Source organism: Fredinandcohnia onubensis, from assembly GCF_002734285.1.
GTDB lineage: Bacteria > Bacillota > Bacilli > Bacillales > Bacillaceae_L > Ferdinandcohnia > Ferdinandcohnia onubensis_A.
Genome location: NZ_NSEA01000012.1, coordinates 17,875 through 40,581, shown reverse-complemented (window position 1 = coordinate 40,581; position 22,707 = coordinate 17,875). Strand labels below are relative to the sequence as shown.

At 38.3% G+C, this 22,707-nt stretch carries 27 protein-coding genes, 1 tRNA gene and 1 other RNA gene; 17 read left to right on the top strand and 12 right to left on the bottom strand.

Features of this window, described 5'->3' with window-relative positions:
* Window positions 1–30 precede the first annotated feature (30 nt).
* Window positions 31–1,692: a ribonuclease J gene (locus tag CKJ95_RS13275; RefSeq protein ID WP_099353917.1), complete on the bottom strand. Its 1,662-nt coding sequence runs from the start codon at window positions 1,690–1,692 to the stop codon at window positions 31–33.
* 113 nt (window positions 1,693–1,805) lie between these two features.
* Between CKJ95_RS13275 and CKJ95_RS13270 the strand changes: the two genes are divergently transcribed.
* The 6 genes from CKJ95_RS13270 to CKJ95_RS13250 all read left to right on the top strand — a co-directional run bounded on the left by CKJ95_RS13270 (window position 1,806) and on the right by CKJ95_RS13250 (window position 5,655).
* A complete protein-coding gene (locus CKJ95_RS13270; protein WP_099353916.1) occupies window positions 1,806–2,402 on the top strand; it encodes a hypothetical protein in 597 nt (198 codons plus the stop codon).
* 354 nt (window positions 2,403–2,756) lie between these two features.
* Entirely contained in the window at window positions 2,757–3,755 is a 999-nt protein-coding gene (locus CKJ95_RS13265) for a nuclease-related domain-containing protein (RefSeq protein ID WP_099353915.1), read from the top strand.
* 209 nt (window positions 3,756–3,964) lie between these two features.
* The gene (locus CKJ95_RS13260; RefSeq protein WP_099353914.1) at window positions 3,965–4,387 is read left to right on the top strand and encodes a DUF1801 domain-containing protein; all 423 of its coding nucleotides are present in this window, start codon (window positions 3,965–3,967) and stop codon (window positions 4,385–4,387) included.
* 93 nt (window positions 4,388–4,480) lie between these two features.
* Complete coding sequence (locus tag CKJ95_RS13255) at window positions 4,481–4,849, top strand: VOC family protein (RefSeq protein WP_099353913.1); 369 nt, start codon at window positions 4,481–4,483, stop codon at window positions 4,847–4,849.
* Between the two features lie 125 nt (window positions 4,850–4,974).
* Window positions 4,975–5,118: a hypothetical protein gene (locus CKJ95_RS23400; protein ID WP_180271508.1), complete on the top strand. Its 144-nt coding sequence runs from the start codon at window positions 4,975–4,977 to the stop codon at window positions 5,116–5,118.
* 42 nt (window positions 5,119–5,160) lie between these two features.
* On the top strand, window positions 5,161–5,655 hold the full coding sequence (locus CKJ95_RS13250) for a VOC family protein (protein ID WP_099353912.1): 495 nt from the start codon (window positions 5,161–5,163) through the stop codon (window positions 5,653–5,655).
* Window positions 5,656–5,693: 38 nt separating this feature from the next.
* Here CKJ95_RS13250 and CKJ95_RS13245 read toward each other — a convergent pair.
* Window positions 5,694–5,767: transfer RNA gene (locus CKJ95_RS13245), tRNA-Arg, on the bottom strand.
* 120 nt (window positions 5,768–5,887) lie between these two features.
* Window positions 5,888–6,082, bottom strand: a non-coding RNA gene (gene ssrS / locus CKJ95_RS13240) — 6S RNA.
* A 238-nt stretch (window positions 6,083–6,320) separates the two neighbouring features.
* Between ssrS and CKJ95_RS13235 the strand changes: the two genes are divergently transcribed.
* Complete coding sequence (locus CKJ95_RS13235; RefSeq protein ID WP_099353911.1) at window positions 6,321–7,328, top strand: DUF3231 family protein; 1,008 nt, start codon at window positions 6,321–6,323, stop codon at window positions 7,326–7,328.
* Window positions 7,329–7,368: 40 nt separating this feature from the next.
* Here the strand turns inward: CKJ95_RS13235 and CKJ95_RS13230 are convergent, their stop codons facing one another.
* Complete coding sequence (locus tag CKJ95_RS13230) at window positions 7,369–8,679, bottom strand: DUF4179 domain-containing protein (RefSeq protein ID WP_099353910.1); 1,311 nt, start codon at window positions 8,677–8,679, stop codon at window positions 7,369–7,371.
* Complete coding sequence (locus CKJ95_RS13225) at window positions 8,672–9,196, bottom strand: sigma-70 family RNA polymerase sigma factor (protein WP_099353909.1); 525 nt, start codon at window positions 9,194–9,196, stop codon at window positions 8,672–8,674. The genes CKJ95_RS13230 and CKJ95_RS13225 overlap by 8 nt, the downstream gene beginning before the upstream one ends.
* 134 nt (window positions 9,197–9,330) lie before the next feature.
* On the opposite strand from CKJ95_RS13225, the gene CKJ95_RS13220 reads away from it, so the two are divergent.
* The 5 genes from CKJ95_RS13220 to CKJ95_RS13200 all read left to right on the top strand — a co-directional run bounded on the left by CKJ95_RS13220 (window position 9,331) and on the right by CKJ95_RS13200 (window position 13,573).
* On the top strand, window positions 9,331–9,816 hold the full coding sequence (locus CKJ95_RS13220; protein WP_099353908.1) for an NUDIX domain-containing protein: 486 nt from the start codon (window positions 9,331–9,333) through the stop codon (window positions 9,814–9,816).
* Between the two features lie 50 nt (window positions 9,817–9,866).
* Window positions 9,867–10,721 (top strand): AraC family transcriptional regulator, encoded by an 855-nt coding sequence (locus CKJ95_RS13215; protein ID WP_099353907.1) that lies wholly within the window; start codon window positions 9,867–9,869, stop codon window positions 10,719–10,721.
* Between the two features lie 481 nt (window positions 10,722–11,202).
* Window positions 11,203–11,586 carry a VOC family protein gene (locus CKJ95_RS13210; protein WP_099353906.1) on the top strand — a complete coding sequence of 128 codons (384 nt, stop codon included), beginning with the start codon at window positions 11,203–11,205 and terminating at the stop codon, window positions 11,584–11,586.
* Window positions 11,587–11,620: 34 nt separating this feature from the next.
* Window positions 11,621–12,883: an MFS transporter gene (locus CKJ95_RS13205; protein WP_099353905.1), complete on the top strand. Its 1,263-nt coding sequence runs from the start codon at window positions 11,621–11,623 to the stop codon at window positions 12,881–12,883.
* A 51-nt stretch (window positions 12,884–12,934) separates the two neighbouring features.
* A complete protein-coding gene (locus CKJ95_RS13200; protein ID WP_099353904.1) occupies window positions 12,935–13,573 on the top strand; it encodes a pyridoxamine 5'-phosphate oxidase family protein in 639 nt (212 codons plus the stop codon).
* Between the two features lie 280 nt (window positions 13,574–13,853).
* Here the strand turns inward: CKJ95_RS13200 and spoIIP are convergent, their stop codons facing one another.
* From spoIIP to CKJ95_RS13185, 3 genes are all read right to left on the bottom strand, one after another.
* Window positions 13,854–15,005: a stage II sporulation protein P gene (gene spoIIP / locus CKJ95_RS13195; protein WP_099353903.1), complete on the bottom strand. Its 1,152-nt coding sequence runs from the start codon at window positions 15,003–15,005 to the stop codon at window positions 13,854–13,856.
* 135 nt (window positions 15,006–15,140) lie between these two features.
* Window positions 15,141–15,518 carry a VOC family protein gene (locus CKJ95_RS13190; protein WP_099353902.1) on the bottom strand — a complete coding sequence of 126 codons (378 nt, stop codon included), beginning with the start codon at window positions 15,516–15,518 and terminating at the stop codon, window positions 15,141–15,143.
* A gap of 114 nt (window positions 15,519–15,632) precedes the next feature.
* Window positions 15,633–16,499 carry a YitT family protein gene (locus CKJ95_RS13185; RefSeq protein WP_099353920.1) on the bottom strand — a complete coding sequence of 289 codons (867 nt, stop codon included), beginning with the start codon at window positions 16,497–16,499 and terminating at the stop codon, window positions 15,633–15,635.
* A gap of 148 nt (window positions 16,500–16,647) precedes the next feature.
* Between CKJ95_RS13185 and CKJ95_RS13180 the strand changes: the two genes are divergently transcribed.
* The 3 genes from CKJ95_RS13180 (at window position 16,648) to CKJ95_RS13170 (ending at window position 18,653) form a co-directional block, all read left to right on the top strand.
* Entirely contained in the window at window positions 16,648–17,421 is a 774-nt protein-coding gene (locus CKJ95_RS13180) for a class I SAM-dependent methyltransferase (protein ID WP_099353901.1), read from the top strand.
* Window positions 17,422–17,491: 70 nt separating this feature from the next.
* Complete coding sequence (locus tag CKJ95_RS13175; RefSeq protein WP_099353900.1) at window positions 17,492–18,331, top strand: GNAT family N-acetyltransferase; 840 nt, start codon at window positions 17,492–17,494, stop codon at window positions 18,329–18,331.
* Window positions 18,309–18,653, top strand: a complete 345-nt coding sequence (locus tag CKJ95_RS13170) for a VOC family protein (RefSeq protein ID WP_099353899.1) — start codon at window positions 18,309–18,311, stop codon at window positions 18,651–18,653. Before CKJ95_RS13175 ends, CKJ95_RS13170 begins: the two co-directional genes overlap by 23 nt.
* A gap of 79 nt (window positions 18,654–18,732) precedes the next feature.
* Here CKJ95_RS13170 and CKJ95_RS13165 read toward each other — a convergent pair whose 3' ends face one another.
* Together CKJ95_RS13165 and CKJ95_RS13160 are read right to left on the bottom strand one after the other, a co-directional pair.
* Window positions 18,733–19,359 (bottom strand): hypothetical protein, encoded by a 627-nt coding sequence (locus CKJ95_RS13165; protein ID WP_099353898.1) that lies wholly within the window; start codon window positions 19,357–19,359, stop codon window positions 18,733–18,735.
* Window positions 19,356–20,288, bottom strand: a complete 933-nt coding sequence (locus CKJ95_RS13160; RefSeq protein ID WP_099353897.1) for a hypothetical protein — start codon at window positions 20,286–20,288, stop codon at window positions 19,356–19,358. Before CKJ95_RS13160 ends, CKJ95_RS13165 begins: the two co-directional genes overlap by 4 nt.
* Before the next feature lie 141 nt (window positions 20,289–20,429).
* Here CKJ95_RS13160 and CKJ95_RS13155 point away from each other — a divergent pair, with 141 nt between their 5' ends.
* Complete coding sequence (locus CKJ95_RS13155; protein ID WP_099353896.1) at window positions 20,430–20,618, top strand: hypothetical protein; 189 nt, start codon at window positions 20,430–20,432, stop codon at window positions 20,616–20,618.
* A gap of 56 nt (window positions 20,619–20,674) precedes the next feature.
* Here CKJ95_RS13155 and CKJ95_RS13150 read toward each other — a convergent pair whose 3' ends face one another.
* Window positions 20,675–21,694: a DUF2332 domain-containing protein gene (locus tag CKJ95_RS13150; protein ID WP_099353895.1), complete on the bottom strand. Its 1,020-nt coding sequence runs from the start codon at window positions 21,692–21,694 to the stop codon at window positions 20,675–20,677.
* Between the two features lie 90 nt (window positions 21,695–21,784).
* Between CKJ95_RS13150 and CKJ95_RS23395 the strand changes: the two genes are divergently transcribed.
* The gene (locus tag CKJ95_RS23395) at window positions 21,785–21,922 is read left to right on the top strand and encodes a hypothetical protein (protein WP_180271154.1); all 138 of its coding nucleotides are present in this window, start codon (window positions 21,785–21,787) and stop codon (window positions 21,920–21,922) included.
* A gap of 30 nt (window positions 21,923–21,952) precedes the next feature.
* Here the strand turns inward: CKJ95_RS23395 and CKJ95_RS13145 are convergent, their stop codons facing one another.
* A complete protein-coding gene (locus tag CKJ95_RS13145) occupies window positions 21,953–22,666 on the bottom strand; it encodes a DUF4181 domain-containing protein (RefSeq protein WP_099353894.1) in 714 nt (237 codons plus the stop codon).
* Between the last annotated feature and the right edge of the window lie 41 nt (window positions 22,667–22,707).

Sequence of the window (22,707 nt, the reverse complement as noted above, 5' to 3'; positions counted from 1 at the left end):
TTTTTTTAGTCTTGATTTACTATCGGAGGGTTAGACTTCTATTATGAACGGTACAATCATCGGCTTTCGTTTCGTTTGTGTAAATAAATATTGACCCACTGCCTTTTTTATTTCTCTTTTCATCGCATTCCACTGATACTTGTTTTCACTTTGAAGATCAAGAATCGACTTTTTCACAAGTCGGTTGGTCTCTCTTAGAAGCTCTTCAGAGTCTCGATTGAACACAAAACCGCGCGTAATTGTATCCGGACCCGATATGATTTTTTGATCTCGTTTACTGAGTGTAACAACGATGACAACCATGCCATCCTCAGACAGCTGCTTACGGTCGCGTAAAATAATATCGCCAACGTCACCGACACCAATTCCATCCACATACGTGTCTCCTGAAGGGATTTTCCGAGTTTGACGGGCCTCCGAATTTGTAACATCAACCACATCACCATTTTGAATAATAAAGGTATTCTCTGGATCCACTCCAACGGATGCTGCAAGCAACTTGTGCTGATGAAGCATTCGATATTCACCGTGAATCGGAATAAAATATCTCGGCTTCATTAAGGTCAACATGAGCTTCAATTCCTCCTGATACCCGTGACCAGAAACATGCATTCCAGTGGCACTGCCACCGTATAAAACGACAGCTCCAAGCTGGAACAAATTATCAATAATGCGTGATACATTTTTTTCATTACCAGGAATCGGCCCCGCCGCTAGGATTACCGTGTCCTCAGGAAGGATTTGGACATCTCGGTAGCTTGCATTCGAAAGACGGGCGAGCGCAGCCATCGGTTCCCCCTGACTTCCGGTACATAAAATACAAACCTTCTCCGGCGCAAGATTGTTCACTTCTTTGGCATCAATCAGCATCCCATCCGGTAGGTTAAGATACCCGCGCTCGACTGCAACATCCACCACATTCACCATACTTCGCCCAAGTAGCGCAAGCTTTCGGTTCGTCTTCATTGCTGCATCGACAACTTGCTGCACCCGACTAATGTTCGAAGCAAATGTTGAAACAAACACCTTTCTTTTCGCTTTAAAAAAGGCTTCCTCAATACTGTTTCCAACCTTTAACTCAGTCGGTGTCGAGCCAGGGCGCTCTGCATTCGTACTTTCAGATAGTAAAACGAGCACACCTTCACGCCCAATTTCGGCCATCCGATGAATGTCCGAATGTTGATCATTCACAGGTGTCAAATCAAATTTGAAGTCCCCAGTATGTACGACCCTACCCTCAGGAGTGTCAAACACGATTCCGAGACAATCCGGTATACTATGATTTACTTTGAAAAAGGAAACCGAAACTTCACCGAACTCAAGCTTTGAATCAGCATCAATTGTTTTTAGCTCAGAGTCCGCAATAAGTCGATGCTCTGTTAGCTTTAATTCAATTAACCCAAGTGTAAAACGAGTCGCATAAATTGGTACATTGAGCTTTTTTAGAAAGTATGGAATCCCGCCAATGTGATCCTCATGCCCATGCGTAACGAGGAGTCCACGAATTTTTTCGCGATTTTCTTCTAAGTAAGTAAGGTCCGGAATAATTAAGTCGATGCCAAGCAGGCTCTCATCCGGAAACTTTCCCCCGCAGTCAATCACCAAAATATCATCATCATACTGGACCACATACATATTTTTCCCAATCTCATTAATCCCGCCAAGTGCAAAAATCGATAATCCGTTACTCAATACACACGCCTCCTACATCTTAAATCGTGTTCTTAGTTTGACCAGAGTTTATTGGATTTATTTATAAGGTGTTCCAAAATATGTTAGTATTGGTTTGTGAGGGGGTATTGAACGTGAAACGATTACCATTTGAACGACCAAACGTACACTATCATGAAAAACTTTTTGAAATAGATGAGCAAATTTGTGCTCTTTTAGAGAAGAGAAAGAACATCTCAAATGACAATCCAGGAATACCAAAGGAAGAAATGATTTCCAGGTGGGCGAAAAAATATGGATTCTACGAGGAATATTTGAATGCTGTTTTCGAATCATTCCGATCTGAAAAATACTTTAAACCTAGGGTAGAGCCCAAAGGTTTTAAAAAGCACCTACCGGTTTTAAAAGCGGTAGAAGTGAAAAATGTATTATATACTGTCAATTTTATTCGACAGTACTCGAACGCAAGTGTCATCAATTTAAATATTGATTGGGATGCATCAGAAGAAATCGAAGAAACGTGGGTACACACATTTTGGGAATTAGAAATGGGAGACAAGTACGATTGTAGAACAGAAGGTGGTAGTGGATCAGGAGGTCATGTTTCTTATAAGTTTGTTGTGTCACCACCACTACCAGACGAACCAAAAGGGCTAGTCCTACAATTCAAAGGTTATAAAACACCACATCGTGAAGCTCCAACTGGAGTAGAATTTGAAATTGAATTATGAAATATTTTATGAAACTAAATGTAATGGGTATCCTCTATGCCCTTTAATTTACTACGTGCATTCATGTACTATAAATATGAACCCGAAACGAAGCACCATATCCTTTTTCTCTATGAATTAGTGATGTTAGTGGTAGTTTGGGCTGTGGCGTATTGGTGGATTTTTGTGTAATTACGGCTAATGGCCATAAAATAAAAATAACGGCCATAAAACATATTTATTGGCCGTATTATTGTGCTAACGGCTATAAAAGTTTAATAAAAGCCATAAACTGTCCTACGTTGAAAAATTAAAAAGGATTTGTAGGGATTTTGTCGAAAAAAGTATTATCAAATCTTAAAGGAGTTAGATTGAATGAGAAAAAAAGAGTTAGAAATCCCTTTACGCATTAGAAAACTTGAAGCTGAACTTAAAAGATTGCCGGAATCGCACCCAAAATATCAAGAAATTAGCGATGAATATGGCCGAAGAATGTCGGGCTACCGCGGTGAACAATCCTTAAAGTACTATTTGTCCTTTTTAAAAGAAAAAAATTACTCCATCTTCCACAACCTCCGTCTTCCTGACGTCTCCGGTGAGCACTTTTTTGAAATAGATCTACTTCTAATTAGCCCTAATTTCCAACTAATCATTGATGCTAAAAATTATCGCGGAGAATTATATTTTGACGGTAAATTTGACCAACTGATCCAAACTTACAAAGAAACGAAGAAACCGTACCACTGCCCAGTTGCCCAAATTAACAGGCACCAACTACAGCTAAAAAGACTCCTCGAAACTTTCAAATTACCCAGCCTCCCAATTGAAACCCTAGTTATCTTCACAAATCCCAATGCTATTATTGATGCAAGCAAAGACTTTAAACATTCTCATAAAGTCATAAAAAGCCCTAGCTTTCTTCCAAAAATAGAATTGTTTGAGAAGAGGAATAGGCAAGAAGTATTGGATAAAAAGCAACTTCAAAAAGTGTTCAAACTGCTTTTAAAGAATCATACCCCACATAATCATGATATACTCGCACAATTCGGGATAAAAGCGCATGAACTCATTAAGGGCGTGCGTTGTCCTAAATGCGATTTTCTCCCAATGACTCGAAATGTTAGATCATGGTTCTGCACTTCTTGCCACTATTCTTCTTCCAAACCTTATTACAATTCTTTAAACGAGTATATTCTGCTCTTCGGCAACACGATTACGAATCGCCAATTACGTGATTTTCTTGATATACAATCCATTTCTACAGCAAAACACATCTTAACCTCTTTAAACCTACCCTATAGTGGTAGCTATAAAGATAGAACTTACACAATTACAGAGAAAGATTTACAATTAATGAATCATAATGAACAATAATAGGGTTTGTCCTGATTAATACTGTCACTAACCCGAAAATACTGTCATTATTCCAGATTTACTGTCACTATCTGAAATTTACTGTCACTATTTCTAAAATACTGTCACTAGCACTTTCATAGCTCCAAAAAGCAGGATTCCCCGCCCCACGTCTCGAATGAATAAAAAATGTCAATCCTACTTACTATCAAGGAGGCCAAAACTAAACCATGTACGAATTAAAAACAAAAGAAAATGATGCGAGTGTCATCGAATTTATTGAAAGTGTCGAGAGTCCGAAGAAGAAAGAGGATGCATACAAACTATTAGATATTTTCACGGAAACGTCAGGGTATCCGGCAAAAATGTGGGGGACGAGCATTATAGGCTTTGGTTCCTATCATTACAAATATGCTTCCGGTCATGAGGGAGATGCACCACTTGTTGGATTTTCACCGCGCAAAGCGAAAATTAGTCTATATTTTGCAACTGGCGATACAAAGCGTGAGGAGCTTCTCGAAAGGTTCGGCAAGCATACAACTGGAAAAGCGTGCGTCTACATCAATAAAATTGCGGATATCGATGTTGACGTACTCAAAGAGCTAATTACCCAATCGATCACATTTTTACAAGAAATGTATCCAGAAAAATAAGATAAACTTATACAAATACATAAAATTTATCAAATTTTGTTATCCCCCGATATGAAGTACGATAGAAGTAACACATATAAAGAGGGGATAAAAATGACTTATACCATTAAGGCAATTGACCATATTCAGCTTGCTGCGCCAAAAGGCAGTGAGGATCAGGCACGCCACTTCTACTCAACCATTTTAGGCTGCAAAGAAGTCGAAAAGCCAGGGGCTCTTCGTAAAAACGGCGGTGTTTGGTTTGCATACGGAACTGTACAAATTCACATCGGTATTGAGGAGCCTTTTGCACCCGCCAAGAAGGCACATCCGGCTTTCGAAATTGAAAACCTTTATGCCTTAAAGCAGCACCTCCAAACCAACAATGTGGGGATAATTAATGACAACAATCTCCCAGGTGCAGACCGATTTTACACGCATGATCCGTTTGGCAATAGACTAGAATTTCTTGAGTGGAAATAGAGGTGAAACTATGAAAATCCTGGTTCGAAGCCACAGCAAATCATTCGCTCGCAGCATGAATGAACCACAAACTGATTGCCCACACTATGGCTAATGTAGAATTTTCCAAGATGGAGGTGGTCAGTTTGCCTAAGGATACGAAAGATGAGAGCATTGAACTTTTTTCAAATGATGCACTTCGCGGGAAGCCATATCTGGATATCGATCGCACCATTGTCGAGGGTGTTTCAGCATATGTTAATAAAGAAACGAAAACAAAGGGTGTATAGGGGCTTGTAGCCTCTTTTTTGTTTTTAACATAGGAGGAGAAAATGGGTAAAATTCAAAAAATCACAACGAACCTTTGGTTCAATGACCAGGCTGAAGAGGCAGCGAAATTCTATACGTCCATCTTTAAGAACTCTACGATTAATCGAATCACTCGCTATGGAAAAGAACGGCACGACAGTATGTCTGAAGGCAAGGTAATGACCATTGAATTCGAATTAGAAGGTCAAAAGTTTGTGGCCTTAAACGGTGGACCGAGATATACATTTACAGAGGCAATTTCACTAATTGTAAATTGTGAGTCACAGGAGGAAATAGACTATTTTTGGGATAGGCTGTCTGAAGGTGGCGACCCAAAGGCGCAAGTTTGTGGATGGTTGAAGGATAAATTCGGTGTTTCGTGGCAAGTTGTGCCCGAAACATTGAACGACATGATTACCGATGTCGATCCTGAAAAATCAGAAAGGGTCATGAAAACGCTGCTCCAGATGAAGACGAAAATTGATATGGAGCAATTAAAAATAGCATACGAAGGATAGTAAAAAGGGATGTCCCACGGACATCCTTTTCGATTTAGCGTCCCAGATAGGAATCGAACCTACGACCTACAGCTTAGGAGGCTGTCGCTCTATCCTACTGAGCTACTGGGACATGATTTAAAAAATATACTACAGAAATTAATTATAAAATTAATTGCAGAAAAAGGTCAAGACATTAAAACGACAAATAAAAAATCCACTCTCCTATCGGAAAATGGATTAGCATGAAATTGGAAAAGCCACAATTGCCGTAATACGCTAAGAAAGTTTAAAACCACCACTCCTCAAAGTGGGTGTTTGCAGAAACATTCCTGTATGTCCTTCAAGTCGCCATGGACGAAGGCCTGCCATTCCAGCTTCAATGTTAAACTCCCTATTTCAGTTCAAAGGTTAAACTTTATTATGATTACGTACAATGTAGCTTGTATATGTATACTACATGATTGAAACCATGAAATCAAATGTAAAAAAAATCCAAAGTGTTGAATTTTGTCGTAGAATTATTCGGTTATAATCAAATGTTGGATCCAATAGTAGTAAAACCAACAACATCTTTAGTAACTAGAAAGAATTTTTGTCGAAAAAAATTTTAAGAGTCTGTTATTTTTGAATACATTTGCTCGGCTTGAAAATACTATATAAAAAAAGTGATGAGGAGTTATGCAATGAATCCAACTAATGAGCAACTTACTTCGGCAGAAATGGGTAAGCTGTGGGCGGTGTATATGGGGAACTCAATGGCCATTTGTGTATTAACTTATTATCAAAAACATTGCCAGGACCCTGATATTATGAACATTCTTAAAAAAGCAAAAAGCCTCAGTGAAAAAATCATTGCTGCCATTACAAAGATATTCAAAAAAGATAATTTCCCATTACCTATCGGATTTGACGTTAAAAAGGATGTTAACTTAGAGGCCCCCAGATTATTTGCAGATGAATTTTACCTTCATTATTTAAAATATACTGCGAAAGCAGGGCTAAGCCTTTACTCTACTGCGATTCCTATGATGATACGGAAAGATGTTAGAGAACTTATTCGTAATATTGATCAGGATACAATTCAATTTTTAGTAGATCTAAATGAAACTTTAGAGAAAAAAGGATTTTTAACAAAACCACCAGCCATCCCAATCCCTAAGGAGGTAAGTTTTGTCGAAAAACAAAACTATCTAGCTGGATTCCTTGGTGACGTAAGACCACTACATGCTTTAGAGGTTGCACACCTACAAGATAATCTCGAAAACAATGTTGCGAGTAAAGGGCTATTGATTGGATTTAGCCAAGTAGCTGTTCATAAAAAGGTAAGAGAGTTTATGCAACACGGAGTGGAAATTACGAACGACCATATTAAAGATGCTACTGCAAAATTGAATGAGAATAATCTTCCGGGGCATCCATTACTTGATGACTTGGTAGAACCATCCTCCATTCCTCCTTTTTCAGACAAGTTGATGGTCTTCCACAAGATTGATATGTTCTCAATGAAGATTAGATCTTATGCTAATGCTATGTCCACGAACGGTAGACGTGACCTTGGGATGATGTATGGCAAGTTCATTATAGATGTAGGGAAATTCGCAGAAGATGGTGCAAACATTATGATCGAAGAACACTGGTTTGAAAAACCACCACATGCTATTGATAGGAAAGCTCTTGTAGATGATCGATAAAAGGTAAAAAAGTCAGGCAACCAAGACCTGACTTTTTTATTTAAGGTAATGTAATTTTAAATGTTTCAAAAACGATAGGTGAAGGTATTTTTAAAGCCTTAAATTCTACATCACTATCTTTTGCTGCTTTAAATTCCTGTTTAAATAAGTTTCCGTTAATTCGTACAGCTAAAGGATTTTCTGGGAAGGATAAATCCTTACCATCCTTTGATTCTAACCATGTACGATTCATCGTTAAATTATCGTCAAACGGAAAATCACTTTCCAATTCAAAGTAAACAACCGTTTTATCTTCAAGAAATTCTACATCTGTTACTGTAATTTTCCCTGCTTCGCCTTGATCAATTTCCAGTGGAAGTGTTTTGTTTAATGAAACAGATAGCTCCTCAACAGCTCCCGATTGATTTGGAATTTTATAAGGAAGAATTGTCAGGCTTTTTGCATCTTCTTTCATTGGCGTATAAAGATATCGGTGATTTGCTACCTCAATTCCGTCAATGGTATCTCCATACCCACTACCAGTAAGCGTTCGTAACACCCTGCCCTGATCATCAATCATAGCAAATTTTAAATCCATATAAGGGTCAATTTTGGTATTATTCGGATCCGATTGTATTTGAATGGCCAAGTCTGTTCCGGCTGGCCCAAGCTTAACGGACTCTACAGTCACTTTCGCATCATAAATGACGTTTGTTATGTTTGGTCGAATAACAGTTACTTCATTTGATTGCTTCACAGGAAACTCAAATTCCCAATTACCCGGCATTAGCCCTACGGCATCAATGATGATCTTCATATCAAATTCTTCCGGTAATTCTTCAGTTGGCGTAATATTCATGATCGCTTCATATTTTGCCGGGGTAATATACTTTCCAGAGCTGCCCGAGCTAAAATTAATCTCTTTTCCGTTAACCAAAATAGTCGGGCGCTCGATATCACCAATTGCAAGGAGAGATTCATGTGTAAGGCCAAATGTTAAACGAGTGCCATCATAAAAAATTTCATTCATGGTTAGTGTCACACCATTGTCCTTAGATTTTTGATTTATTACTTGAGTGAGACCACTTTTTCCGGCAATTTGCAGCCCCTCATCACCTGATTCATTGAAAAAAGTTCCCACTAATGGAATTTCAGAAGCAACTTTAGCTAAAGTAGGTGATAAAGTAGCCGATCCTAAAAATAGAATAAAGGCTGCAGCAACCGATCCGATTGTTGTTAGTACCATTTTTTTGCGTCTTGGTTTTTGTTTTCGATTTTCATTAATTGTCTGCTGAATAATAGTATCAAGCTTGTCAACGGGCACATGAATGTTTTCAAGTTCTTTATTAAATTCAGGGAAATGTTTACTCATTCACAATGACCTCCTTTAATTGATCACGCAAGAGGGCGATCCCACGATGGATATTCGTTTTTACTGTTCCTTCTGGACAATCAAGAAATTCAGCGATTTGCTTGATTGTAAAATCCTTGTAAAACCTCAAAATTAAAACGGTTTTATATTTTTCATCCAAACTTTTAATTGCGTCTAATAAATCCGACTCAATTTCCCGATTCATGTACGAGGGAGCCTTACTCTCAAGTATGTCTCGTTCCATTGGAATGACTCTTTTTTTCTTGCGAAGCTGGTCAATCGCGGTATTAATCAAAATTCGAGTAATCCACGTTGAAAAATATGTATCATTTCGCAAATCTTTCAGAGAGGTAAGAGCCTTATAAACCGTTTCCTGAAACACCTCAAGTGCATCGTCCTCATTTTTCATATATAAATAGGCCATTTTATAAAGCTTCGTTTTTTCAGTATCAATTAATTCCTGAAAAGCACGATTATTACCCTTTTTTGCTTTCGCAACCAGTTTGCTAGTATTCAAATCCCTTCCTCCTTTCTTCTAATAGTTAGAGAAATTAGACATCCAAAACGTTTCAAATATATTAAAAGGATTTTAGTAGTTATTATCGAAATACATATAAATCTTATCATTTTTAAAAAGGGCGGAAGCGAAAAATGTCAGAAACACATGGCAACATTTTTAAGATTAGACAAGCGGTCGGAGCAATCGTTTATAAAGATGAACACTATTTGCTTGTACATAAAACTAAAATTAATACTCAAACAGGTACAGAAAAAATAGATGGCGAATGGGATTTTGTTAAAGGAGGAATCGAAGATAGTGATGAATCGCCAAGACATGCTATCCTCCGCGAACTGCAAGAAGAAACGGGCTCGACCGATTTTTTTATCATTAAGCAGTTTGATGAAAAAATTCACTTCGAGTTCCCTGAAAAAATGAAAAAGAAAACTGGTTATGAGCGCCAGGAAACTACGATGTTTTTAGTGGTATTCACAGGTTCTAAATTTGACTTAGCTCCAGTAGATGAAGAAATTGCAGACCTTCAATTTATTCCTGAAAATGAGGTAGCCGGCAAACTCACTCATGAAGATACAAGAAGCTTTTTTATGAAAAAACTGTCTCAACAAAGCACAAAATGACAGGATGGAAAAACGTGTGACAGATAGAATGAAGGTAAGGAGTGAGGGGAATGAGTTGGCTAGAATCATTACAGAATGCAATTGATTATATGGAGGACCACCTGCTTGTGGATGTCTCAATTGAGGAGATAGCGAGTCGCGCAAATGCATCACCGTTTCATTTTCAACGGACATTTTCGATTCTAACAGATATCACAGTGGGTGAATACCTTCGCCGACGCAGGTTAACGCTAGCAGCTGAAGAGCTATCGAGAACAGACACAAAGATTATTGATCTAGCCTACAAATATGGCTACGACACTCCCGAGGCTTTCACAAAAGCCTTTCGGAAACAACACGGTGTAACGCCAAGCGACGTTCGGAAGGGGATTGGAAAGCTGCAATCATATAGCCGCCTGGTCATCCAGGTGAGTCTGAAAGGAGCAGATCCAGTGAAGTATCGAATAGTTGAGAAGGAAGGATTTAAAGCAGTTGGGGTGAAACGAAAGTTTTCATGTGTGAATGATGAGCATCTGAGTCAGATACCGAAATTATGGGATGAAGTGAATTCCGATGGTACCTGCGATTCATTGATTCCACTAATGAATGGTGAAACAAACGGGATATTAGGAATTTGTGTTAGTGAGCCAAATGCCAGAGCAATCGATTATTGGGTTGCGGTAGAGAACACCGATGGCGCATCTGGAAAGTATGACATTTTAGACATACCAGCTTCAAAATGGGCCGTATTCGAAGTTCATGGCGCGATGCCACACGCGATGCAGGACGCATGGAAAAAAATCTACTCAGAATGGTTTCCATCAAGCGGGTATGCGTATGCAGGGACTGCTGAGTTCGAACTTTACCCAGGCGGAAACGCATCAGACCCCAATTACTACTCAGAAATTTGGATACCAGTGAAGTAAAGAGAGAGCCCCAAGGAGATTCCTTGGGGCTTTGATGTGGGGGCGGGTTCGCTAGTGACAGTATTTTTTGGATAGTGACAGTATTTCTGGAATAGTGACAGTAAATTAGCGAATAGTGACAGTAAGTTGGCGATTAGTGACAGTAACAAGTACTATATGGGCGATTTAGACGAGTGGTTACCAGGAAAAAAATGTCATCGCAGCGATTTATGGCTGATAATCCCAAAATACGGCTAATAAATTAAATTTATGGCCAATAAAAAAGTTTTATGGCCAATAATTCGAACTTATGGCCGATAGCTAAAATTGCTCTCACACTTTGCGCACTCAAACAGAAGAGGCAACCCCAAATTGTCTATTCCCATAGCCGAAACTTAAGTCTTAGCACACACAAATAAATTAGACAGAAATTTTCGAAAAACATATAATGGAAATATCTAAATACATATTATGAGTTAACATTTAATAAAGGAGGGACTAGATGAACTTAACACATATTCGTCTGTTAGTAGATAACTATAAAGAATGCTTCTTATTTTACAGAGACACACTAGGTTTTGAGGTTTCATGGGGGGATGAAGATTCCAATTATGCTGATTTTACTGGGATCGGAGGAGCAAAACTTGGGCTTTTTGAAAGAAAACAAATGGCGGCAGCGATTGGAGCTGAATGTGCCCCACTTGTTGATAATCAGGACAAATCAACATTGATTTTTAAAGTGGACAGTGTCGAGGATACATACGAAAAAATGAAAGATAAACTTGAGTTCATCACGAAGCCGCACGAACAAGCTGCTTGGATGCTGAAGGTTGCTCATTTTCGAGACCCAGCCGGAACCCTAATTGAAATTTATGAGAACCTTTAAAACCCCATTGTAAAAACAAGAAGGAGTGCTGACCATGCATTATGGCTGGGTTGTGGTTTGGATTACATTCGTTGCGGTATTGATTGCAGCTGGGATCCGCTCTATTACCGGAGTTATTTTAATTCCGCTTGAACAAGAGTTTGAGTGGAGCCGTTCATCGATTTCATTTGCATTTGCTATTAATCTCATACTCTATGGAATTTCAGGACCGTTCATTGCTGCGGGGCTTGAGAGATTAGGCGTTCGAAAAATCATGGCTTATTCAATGGTCCTGTTGGTTATTGGGTTAATTACAAGTCTTTATATGACACATATTTGGCATCTCCATCTCATTTGGGGAGTCATAATTGGGATAGGTTCAGGCGTATTCCTGTCCGTTCTTTCTGCAAATATCGCAACGATTTGGTTTGAAGAAAAACGCGGAATGGTCTTGGGTCTACTCATGGCTGCGACTGCAGCGGGGCAAATGATCTTTTTACCGTTATTGTCGTTCTTAACAGAGGAATTCTCCTGGAGAATGGGGATGACTGTATTCATTGGACTCGGCCTTCTAATAACCCCGATCATCTTCATCTGGATGAAGGATCATCCTCGTGATAAGGGGCTTCTTCCCTACGGAGCGACCGAGGAAGAAGTGAAAAATGAAACAAAAAAGAATCCAATCACATCCGCCTTTGAAGTGCTATGGATTGGAATGCGCTCCGTACCATTTTGGTTACTATCAGGTAGTTTCTTCATTTGTGGTTTGTCGACTGCTGGACTTTTAGGTACACATTTTATCCCAGCCTCAACCCACCATGGAATTCCTGAGGTTCACGCAGCGAGCATTTTCGCGTTCATGGGAGTTTTTAATATAATCGGAACGATGATTGCGGGCTGGTTATCTGATCGATTCGACAACCGCTGGCTCTTATTTTGGTTTTATGGTCTTCGAGGACTGTCGTTGCTTGTGTTGCCGTACGCCCTGCAGATGCAGTCGTATGTGATGCTTATCGCCTTTGCCGTGTTTTATGGATTGGACTGGATTGCTACGGTTCCGCCAACGGTCCGACTGGCGGCTGACTTTTTTGGAAAAGTAAATGGGCCAATTGTTTATGGATGGGTATTTGCAGCCCATCAGATTGGTTCAGGCGTAGCCGCATATTTAGGAGGATACTTTTATGAGGTCTTCCATAGCTACACGATCACATTTCTTTCAGCAGGAGTCCTGTGTATCGTCGCGACCCTGTTCGTTTTAATCATTAAAAAGCAATCCTCAAGCGTCTCGCAAGACCCTAGTGTGACGGTTGGTAATTAATCGGAAAGGGATAAATTTGTTTTTTACTACTAAAAAAGAAGGTGTTCTAGAATGAATAAAGGTAATCCATTTCTACAGAAAGTTGAAACAGAAGAAGAATTACGCTCCATGATGGGTACTCCAAGTGAGTTGGTCAAAAGAAAAGCTATTTCTTATCTTGATCAAAATTGTGTGGAATTCATTTCTAACTCACCATTTCTTGTCATATCTACTTCCGACGAATCTGGCTTTTGTGACGTTTCTCCAAGGGGGGATCATGCAGGTTTTGTTCAGGTGTTAAGCAAAAAATATTTACTCATACCCGAGAGACCTGGGAATAAGAGAATGGACTCACTTCGAAATATTTTAACGAACCCTAGGATAGGTCTTCTTTTTATGATTCCAGGATTAGGTGAAACATTGAGAGTGAATGGAAAAGCAATGTTGGTTAAGGACGAGGAACTCTTAGGGGAAATGGCCGTTAATGGAAGGAAGCCGCTCATAGGCATAGGAGTAGAGGTAGAAGAGTGTTTTATCCATTGTGCCAAAGCTTTTATCCGATCAGGATTATGGAAGCCAGATTCTTGGCCGGATCGAACAAAATTACCATCCCCAGCAAAAATGTTACTTGAACATACGAAACTTCCACATGAAACTAAAGAATCGATTCAGGATAGCCTTGAAGAAAGCTATACGAAAAGACTTTATTAGGGTAGGTCGGATTACGATGAACGTATGTAGGCGCGTTGTTCTACGAAGGGTTAACGCGCCTTTTTGATTTTGAAAGTTAATCCATTAAACCGCAGTATTATTGAATTAGACTAGTATTTAGCCCCGTTGTTTTTCATTCTCCACAACCGATTGTTTAATCAACGCTTTGCAACACATCACAATACCAGAGAGAAATGCCGTAATGGTGTAGCCAAAGGGTAAGTAAAAAAAGCAAAACAATGTTGAGACAAACAACCAAATGAGCCAAAAGAGTAATTCTTTATTCATTCGTTGCATTCACTTTCTCGGCATCGATGATATGTTCACTGATTACTTTTGCGAGCGCCTCAACAGTGTTTTTAATTTCTTTCATATCATTATCAACTCCGCCGACCTCGATGAGAATGGAGTTTTCCGCTAAATCTTGATTATACACTCCGTTCCCTTGGTCCAGTCCCTTTCCAACCACACCCCTGCTGATTCCCGGAAACTGTGCTTCAATCGACTTATCTAGAGACTCGGCTAAGGCTAAGCTACGTTCAAAATGACGACTCGCTTTTCCGACCACAAAAAATACTCTCGCATATGGTTTATTGTTGATGGTAACAGTCGTCACATCTTTTCGTACACTATCACGATGAATATCGATTAAAAAGTCAATGTCGGAGTCACTCGCCATTGCCGATTGGACGATCTCACGTGAGACTGCATAAGATTTAGTAGTGCTCCACCCTTTTTTCTTCAATTCTTGCCCAATATTTGTTTTATCAACAACTGCCCCAACTCCGTATTTTTCTAACTCCTTCCCAAGAAGTTCGCCAACAACTGTGATGTTTGTTTTAGAATCAACCGCTTTATTCATATCTGGGTCATTAGTAAGTCCAAGGAGAGGTAAGTAAGATTCATAACTGTGAGAGTGGTAGATCAATACTTTTTTATCGGTGGCTAGATTAGCTGGTGGTGTTTTCGGATCTTCCTTGTTAAACTCCTCCAATTCCTTTTGAGCCATTTCTCTTTCTTGTAATAAGACATCTAAAGGTGGGGCCGATTCGTATGGGAGATTGGTGAAATCTGTTCCCTCCCCAGATACTAGGATTTCGGTATGATACAAAGATAATCCGGGTAGTTCATGACCGAAAAAGCTTCGTAAGTCACCGTAGTTAAATTGAAGGGTGGATTCTACTAAGGTTTTTGTGAAAGATTCCTGTTTCACGGTTAAAGATTGTCCGAAATAGGCATTTTCAGATTCAAGTAATTTCACAAAAAACTCAGTTGGAAAGGTTCGAATGTTAACATCGATTTCCCGAAAATTAATCAAATCTCTTTTAATAGAGGATATGCTTGATGCAGCAGCAAAACAAATGAGTACGGTTAAGATAAACAAAAGGGCGATTCTTGAAAGAAACATTTGCCCATACCCTGAATTTTTCATGATATCCGTCCTTTATTGCTTTTGGACATATATATATGAAAAGTAGTATAAAAATAGAATGTTTATTTTCCTATGATAGATTTTGTTCAAATGAAAAAAGCATGGCGGACCATGCTTTGTATGTAAAACTCTCTCTTATTTATCTTCTCGTAATAAATACTCATTTCCATCTTGATCGTAGAAGGTGAACATAGAGCCATACGGCATTTTTTGTAATTCACCAACTTTGACGCCGTTTGATTTCATTTTTTCATATGCAGATTCAATATCAGTTGTGCTGAAAAGAATTGATGGATGAGAAACCTTTGATGGGTCATGCTGCTCCATAGCTGCCTTCGCATAGAGTACCAGCGTCGTAAACTCGTTCTCACTTGGACCAACCTCAATCCATGAGAATTCAGGTCCCATCGGTTGTTCAAACTTTAAAACGAAACCAAGTTTGTTCACCCAGAAATCCTTTGCTTGTTCTTGATCTTCCACATATACAGTTACTTTACCAATTTTATTAATCATCATTATCACCTATTTCTATAGTGTCATCATAAATTTTAACAAATCTACAAGTGAAAACGAAATTCTTGTATAACGAAAAAATACAGAGGCCACCCTAGCCTCTGCATTTACTATTTAATGTCCGCTACCGTTTCCAAAATTACTACCCGTCACATCGGCTATATTTTCAATCGCAATCAATGCACTTGGGTCCATTTCATGTGAAATTTCCTTTAGTGTGGAAAGCTCAATCCGGCTTACAATTGTATAAATAATTTTCCTTGGTTCATTTGTGTAGGCCCCTTCGCCATGAATAAAGGTAATCCCACGACCCAAAACCTTGTTCAATTCATTAGCTAGCTCATCAGGCATATCAGAAATTATGGTTACTGATTTTAGTTCTTCCAAACCTTCAACCACAATATCAATCATCTTAAAAGCAATGTAATATGTAATAATAGAATACATGGCCGTCTCCCAGCTGAACACGAGTAAGGCAGCAAGGATAAAAATAAACACGTTCATGATCATTACAAATTGTCCAACAGATACTGGTCTTTTTTTACTTACGATGATGGCTAAAATCTCCGTACCATCCAAGGCTCCACCAGTTCGGATGACCAATCCAACACCCGTTCCCAAAATAACCGCGCCAATAATCGTTGCTAAAAATAGATCATTTGTTACAGGTTCAAAATGATGTAAATAAGCAGTAAAGGCGGATAAAACGACAACGCCATATAACGTATGTAAAGTAAATTTCATTCCCATTTTTCGATACCCAAGAAAAAGGAAGGGGATATTAAAAACAATCAGGAAGATACTCATTGGAACTCCAAATATCTTGGACGCAATAATGGAAAGACCGATAACCCCACCATCCAAAATATCATTTGGCACTAAAAAAAGTTCCAACCCAAAGCCCGCGATTAGAGCCCCAATGGTAATCATGATAAGTTGTTTAATTTCTGTTAATACCCGTTTTTTCTTTGTTTTTCCCACAAAAACCAAGCCTTTCACTTTCAAAATAGAATTTACTTATTAATATTACCACAATTGACGGACATGCTTATAATTTTAGAAGGAAATTAATACCTTTATGTGGAAATCAATAATAAGTAATCTTGATTAGTTAATTAAAGGAGAACAAATGAACCAATTCGATAATTTTGAGGAATACAAAGATCCGGTCCTTTATGACCGAGAAAATGACCCTTTCCAGGATGATGTTGAATTTATAAAAAAATGGGCTAGAAAAGTTAACGGGCCAATCATTGATTTGGCTTGTGGAACAGGTCGAGCAACAATTTCCTTAGCAGAAGCGGGATATTCCCTTATTGGGGTAGATATACATAATGGCATGCTTACTCAAGCAAAAAAGAAAACAGAACATACGGACCTAAACATTGAGTGGATTGAGCAAGATTGCACGAATCTCCAATTAGGTGTAAAAAGTCCACTCATTTTTATCGTAGGAAACTCTTTTCAGCATTTTCATACGAATGAAGAGCAGGATCAGCTTCTAACTTCCGTGCACAACCACCTTGTAAAAGAGGGGATTTTCATCTTCGGCACGAGGTTCCCAAGTCCGGATGAATTGCTTCAACCACCTATTGAGGAATATTGGCGAAGCTATAAGGATGAAACAGGGAAAACGGTAGATGTCTACACGATAAGTAACTATGACACGCTTCAGCAGGTGCAACACTATATAACCATTAGACGATTAAAGGATGACAGTGGTAAAACAGTTGAGGAACAGAAAACCAATATCAAATTGCGCTATGTGTTCCCGCAAGAGATGAATCGTTTACTCAAACAAAACGGATTTGAGATTTTAGGAGTTTACAAGGATTGGGATGAGTCGACGTTAACGCAAGATAGCCATCAAATGATTTATGTATGCAGAAAGGTTTCTAAATGAATAGAAATGATGAGAGAGCTTGCATTCACATTAGTAGCTTTATTAGCTCATCAAAAAAGGAAGTGGGAATGTGGTAGTAACGAAGCAATTTGCTCAAACCATAGAAACAGCTGAAATACAGGTATTGCAATCTAGACTAGAGGCCATACAAGCAATCGAAGGAAATCCGATGGGCGTAGAAGTGAAACAATTTGGAAGTGCAACAGCCTTTTCTGTTAAGAACATTCCAGGACCATCATTCAACACAGTAAAGGGTATATCTGATGGCGATGAGAAATACATAGAAGAAATCATTCATTTTTACAAACAGAAGGATATTCCTGTTCGATTCGAACTAACGCCGGGACATGTTTCTTCGGATTTCTTAATGTTTTTGAACAACAAAGGTTTTTATCAATCCGATTTTCACACAACTCTTTACTCAGAACATTCTTCACATCAAGATACGGAAACTAATTCTAAGATCATTGTTCGCAAGTTAGAACATAATGAATTTGATTTGTTTGCTGAAATTTACACTAAGGGCTTTGGTATGCCGGCATTTTTAAAAGATGGGGTCGCACAGAATAACGAAATACTTTACGACAATGAACATTGGACATTTTATCTTGCAAATATTGAAAATGAACCAGTGGGTATAGGAGTTTTATATACTCAGAATAGTATTGGAACTCTTGCTGCCGCAACGACCCTGCCCGAATTTCGTAATCTTGGTATACAAACAGCATTAATTAAGAAGCGGATGCAAAAAGCACTGGAACAAGAGTGTAGAATCATTGTAGGTCAGGCGAAATTTGGCTCAGTCAGTCAAAACAACATGGAACGAGCAGGTATGAGAATAGGGTATACAAAGGCTATTTGGATGATGAAATTAAGGAGAGATGACGATGGCACGTATAGTAGGTTTTGAAATCAGCAGCCAAGACCCTGAAAAAGCGGTAAAATTCTATTCAGCTGTTTTCGGTTGGGAATTTGAGGAACCAAATTGGGGATTTTATCCTGTTAAAAGCACCGGTCAAGTAGACATTCAAGGTGGGATAAGCAAAGGACCGCATGATTATCCGCATGGAACCAGAATCCAGATTGAAGTTGAATCAATTGACGATACAATTGTAAAAGCTGTAGACAATGGCGCGATGAGTGTTCGTGAAAAAATGGAGTTTGATGAGTTTTATTTAGCTTATTTGGTTGACCCAACAGGGCTGGGGTTTGGTCTTGTTGAAAGAAAGTAATCTTGCATTGTAATTTTACTATTGTTAGCCGCAATATATAGAATATGGTCTTTTAATATTGCGGCTTATTTTAACCTCTTTATAATTTATTTTTATCGCTTTTAGGTCTGTCAACGATATCCATGTCCATGTAGTAGTCTTTCTTTGGAGTACTTGTGCGCTTATGCAACTTCCATAAGAGAACGAGAAACATGATTTCCATGATCAGACCTAAAGGGATCGTAAAGAAAAGGTAACCTGCTATAATGTCTCTGGAAAGGTTCATCGCAAATGTGTGTGTGAGCGTGATCAGCAGCATGATAGTCATATATATTTTAAAAGTTTGCGCACTTCTACTTACTAAAAATTCATCCCCTAGAGTAGAGACAACTGTCATGATTAACTGAAAAACAAGGAATACAATGACCAACTTTAAAATTTCTAGAAAAAAGGTATAGGTATCCCAAATCGGTATGCCGACAAAAGATCCTAATTCATTCCCATTCACATTTTGTTGGATAAACACAGTTGGAATACTAATGAGTATAAGCACGATCAAAAGCCTTTTTAATAGATTGCCGATTCGGCTTTCTGAAGGAACTCCTACTAGGCTTGCGAGAATGAGATAATACCCGATTGGCTCTGGCAAAATATCAACGTAAATCAAATGGATCTCTAAAAGAATAAAAACGAAGCCCCAGAACATTTGCTTAAAATTAATTTTCATTCGCGCTCACCAGCCTCTTTTTCCTCGATGATTTCATTGATCACTTTTTGGTCTAAATCAGGGTGATCTATGATTGGTAACTCTCTCACAAACTCTTCACCAGCCTCTGTTTTTCCGTTGAGTTTGATGCTGAATTGAAAGTAACTATGCCTTGTCGGATTGAATTGCATTAAGAAGCGAACCCATTCATTTTGTTCCAAACTAAATGGAAGTATATCATCACGAACGGTGACACCAGGTAAGTCATTCCAATCCTTTTCGCGGTCTTCATCGAACCATTTTGGAGGATTTGCACCAGTCTTGAGTTTTTCGAGTTCGCTCAATTTACTCTGTTCAAGGTCAACCTTAATGAAAATGTCATCTGACAATTCCTCTTTAAAAGGAATCTCAATTTCCTCTATGGTGATCGGTTCTAAAGCAAGCATCGTTTTCTCTTCCCGATGCTGATTACTACTTGAACTTATTTGTGTCTCTAACACATTGAGGTATTCTGTATCTTTATGAAGAATGACTTCTCCAATATCAGCCAAAAGGGTTTTCCCATTGGAGAGATGGACCTCCATTTCTGAAAACGAAAAAGGACCTTCACCTTCGAAATCCGCAGCAAACGTAACATAAAGTGCTTTTAAATAATGATGTGTATACTCTTGTTCAAACTGAGGTTCCTGCGACTCCCACATAAAGTCCATATTCGAGCTCGCATAAGCCTCAATTCCATCAATTTGTACATGGTTAATTGAGGAAGAGTCCGACTTATTGGTTACGTAATAAAATGTGAGCATTGTCTCATCTTCATCGTTCAAAGTGAGTTCATAATAATGCTCCAAAAATAGTGGAGCATCCAGCTGTTTAGATTGGAAATACAAATAATTGCCGATATAGCTTAGAATAATCACCAATATACTGAACCAGAATATTTTCTCCTTCAAACAATAACCCCCAATTCTATAAATCTCTAAAGTTATTTTATCATCTAGTTATGGTAATATTTTTATTTATTTCAATTTTCTTGAAATAATGCAATAATGGAGATAACAGATATCTAATAGGAACGGAAGGAGGAGTTACGATTGTATTATGATAGTATCTTTGATTTCATCTATGTAGCATTATTCTGGTGGGTGATTTTTCTAGTTTTTCAACGTATCAACAACCGTTATCCAAAGAGTAATCCGTGGAAAAAGGATATCATTTTAACGTTTATTCAAGCATTAGTCGTCACGTTTATATTTCCATTAATCATGATGCTCATTATATAGAATAAAACGATCGTCACCTGTTGTATAAAAGGCATCGGAGGATATCCAATTGCCTTTTATAACTCCCATGAAAACCATTTTCCATGCCCTTCTGTTTGACCAACAACATGTTTATACTCTTTCCCATCAAGAGAATAATCTAGATGAAGGTCGCGGTCTTGTATATTGTTATATAGATGGAAAATCTCACGTTCGGATCCGATCTGCTTAACCTTCTCTAGCAATCTATTCCTCACTCCTGTAGGCATTTGGTTAGCCACATGGGTGTGAAACACACAAATAGCATATTCGCTTGAAACTTCTTTAGAAAGTTCATCAAGCATTTCAACACCATTCCCTTTAATCAACCGCATTTCGTTCGCTTTAACAATTTCCGCAGCATTTTCAAATAACTCATGTCTTTCATGATGTTCCGGCCAAATGAGGGCTTTTAGCCAGAGGACATTTTCATCATCCCTTAAATCAATAGGATGGAGGTCGATTCCAATACGTTCAGATACTGGTGGAATAAAGTCTTGTAGATTAGGAGTATTGTCTCCTTTTATTTCAGCTGTTATACGCAAAGTTGATTCTCTGTTTCCGAAAACTGCACCCGTTCCATACGAGTAACTATACTGATCCCATAGCAACTGAAGGCCGGCACTGGTCCCAATTTCAATCAAAGCTAGCGGCTTTTTTACGATATTATAAATAAATTGAAAGGCTGGAAAAAGATAGGAACATCGTCTTACTTCATTTGTCTGAACCAATTTTTCCTGTAAAAGCGGGATGATTTCAGTAGAATATTGACTGCAAAACTCTTTAAAAGGTAAAAAGGATTCCTCTACTTTCCGAGGATTCTTCGTCATACTTGGATAAAAATCTCGAAGCCGGTGGTTCTTTCCTTTTAGTAAAAGATAATGAACAGCACCAAACAACAAATTAGATGAAGGTTGGCCACTAGGTGCGTGAGAAGCCAACTCAAGTAGTTCATCATCGTCGGCAATCTGTAATGAAAGAAATTCATACAAGCTACTTGAGCCCTTACACTCGGTGTTGGCGAAGTTTCGAAACTTAATAGACTGAGTGTTATTCATATTTCTCTCCTCCTGAAATTTTTCTCGAACTTGACCCTCAAACCAAGATAAGCCTAAGCGAATAATATACTGAAAGGTTTGGTGGATTACATGAAGGAACAAACAGTTAAGTTTACGTATAATGAAATCGACTTGCTTATAGAAGCAATGGATAAGGATATATGGAAAGATATTAAATGGAAGTTTGTAACTGAAGAAGAAATTGAATCTTTATTAAAGACCTCTTAAGGGATCCCTTAGGGGGTTATTTATTTTTTATTATTCCTCAACCCACTCCAATTGCTCGTTTTCAATTAGGTTTAATAGCTTGTTTTCACCCTCGATTTCATAGCTTTTGTCTTCGATTCGCAACTCACTTTCGGTAACAACTAAACTGTAGACATCTTCATCAATATAGACTGTCACGAAATAGCCCAAACCAGGTCCAAATCTTGTCCTCATAAGGTCCATATCTGAAGGTTCAAAAATGAGTCTTTGTATCATTGATTGATCAGTGATTGTTGAATAACTGTGAATGTATCCCTTTGCTTCATCTAATGTAATCCATGTTAATTCAATTTTGTCGATTTTCTCTGTTTCCCCAATGTATTTACTAACTTCCTCACCAAAAGTAGTATTAGTGATTTTCTCATAAGTAAAAAAGATTCCAAAAGTAGCAATAACAGAAACGACCATTAAAACAAGAGACAATTTGTACTTTTTTCCCTCAACATATTTCCATTCCATGAATGACTGAAATCCCCAAATAGAAATCATAAAAAAGATAAGGAGCCATTTTACTTGGTTCATATTATCAATATCAAAAAACACATAAGCACTTCCCAAAAATAAGATGACGATAAGGATGCCACCTACCCGGAATTTTACACGGCCGTCTGATTCGGCCACATTATACCCTGGTTCTAATCGTTTTCCTAATAAACTATCGATTATAGAAAGAAGCAAAAACATCAATAATATGATGAGACCCATCAAAACCCCCCAATCTTACTTTAATTATACTGACTACTGGA

Coding starts and splice junctions, on each gene's coding strand:
- CKJ95_RS13180 (WP_099353901.1), top strand. CDS start 16,648: ATGAACCAATTCGATAATTTTGAGGAATACAAAGATCCGGTCCTTTAT.
- CKJ95_RS13260 (WP_099353914.1), top strand. CDS start 3,965: ATGTACGAATTAAAAACAAAAGAAAATGATGCGAGTGTCATCGAATTT.
- CKJ95_RS13230 (WP_099353910.1), bottom strand. CDS start 8,679: ATGAGTAAACATTTCCCTGAATTTAATAAAGAACTTGAAAACATTCAT.
- CKJ95_RS13200 (WP_099353904.1), top strand. CDS start 12,935: ATGAATAAAGGTAATCCATTTCTACAGAAAGTTGAAACAGAAGAAGAA.
- CKJ95_RS13250 (WP_099353912.1), top strand. CDS start 5,161: ATGGGTAAAATTCAAAAAATCACAACGAACCTTTGGTTCAATGACCAG.
- CKJ95_RS13145 (WP_099353894.1), bottom strand. CDS start 22,666: ATGGGTCTCATCATATTATTGATGTTTTTGCTTCTTTCTATAATCGAT.
- CKJ95_RS13170 (WP_099353899.1), top strand. CDS start 18,309: ATGGCACGTATAGTAGGTTTTGAAATCAGCAGCCAAGACCCTGAAAAA.
- CKJ95_RS13205 (WP_099353905.1), top strand. CDS start 11,621: ATGCATTATGGCTGGGTTGTGGTTTGGATTACATTCGTTGCGGTATTG.
- CKJ95_RS23395 (WP_180271154.1), top strand. CDS start 21,785: ATGAAGGAACAAACAGTTAAGTTTACGTATAATGAAATCGACTTGCTT.
- CKJ95_RS13165 (WP_099353898.1), bottom strand. CDS start 19,359: ATGAAAATTAATTTTAAGCAAATGTTCTGGGGCTTCGTTTTTATTCTT.
- CKJ95_RS13210 (WP_099353906.1), top strand. CDS start 11,203: ATGAACTTAACACATATTCGTCTGTTAGTAGATAACTATAAAGAATGC.
- spoIIP (WP_099353903.1), bottom strand. CDS start 15,005: ATGAAAAATTCAGGGTATGGGCAAATGTTTCTTTCAAGAATCGCCCTT.
- CKJ95_RS13235 (WP_099353911.1), top strand. CDS start 6,321: ATGAATCCAACTAATGAGCAACTTACTTCGGCAGAAATGGGTAAGCTG.
- CKJ95_RS13190 (WP_099353902.1), bottom strand. CDS start 15,518: ATGATTAATAAAATTGGTAAAGTAACTGTATATGTGGAAGATCAAGAA.
- CKJ95_RS13255 (WP_099353913.1), top strand. CDS start 4,481: ATGACTTATACCATTAAGGCAATTGACCATATTCAGCTTGCTGCGCCA.
- CKJ95_RS13220 (WP_099353908.1), top strand. CDS start 9,331: ATGTCAGAAACACATGGCAACATTTTTAAGATTAGACAAGCGGTCGGA.
- CKJ95_RS13150 (WP_099353895.1), bottom strand. CDS start 21,694: ATGAATAACACTCAGTCTATTAAGTTTCGAAACTTCGCCAACACCGAG.
- CKJ95_RS13215 (WP_099353907.1), top strand. CDS start 9,867: ATGAGTTGGCTAGAATCATTACAGAATGCAATTGATTATATGGAGGAC.
- CKJ95_RS13265 (WP_099353915.1), top strand. CDS start 2,757: ATGAGAAAAAAAGAGTTAGAAATCCCTTTACGCATTAGAAAACTTGAA.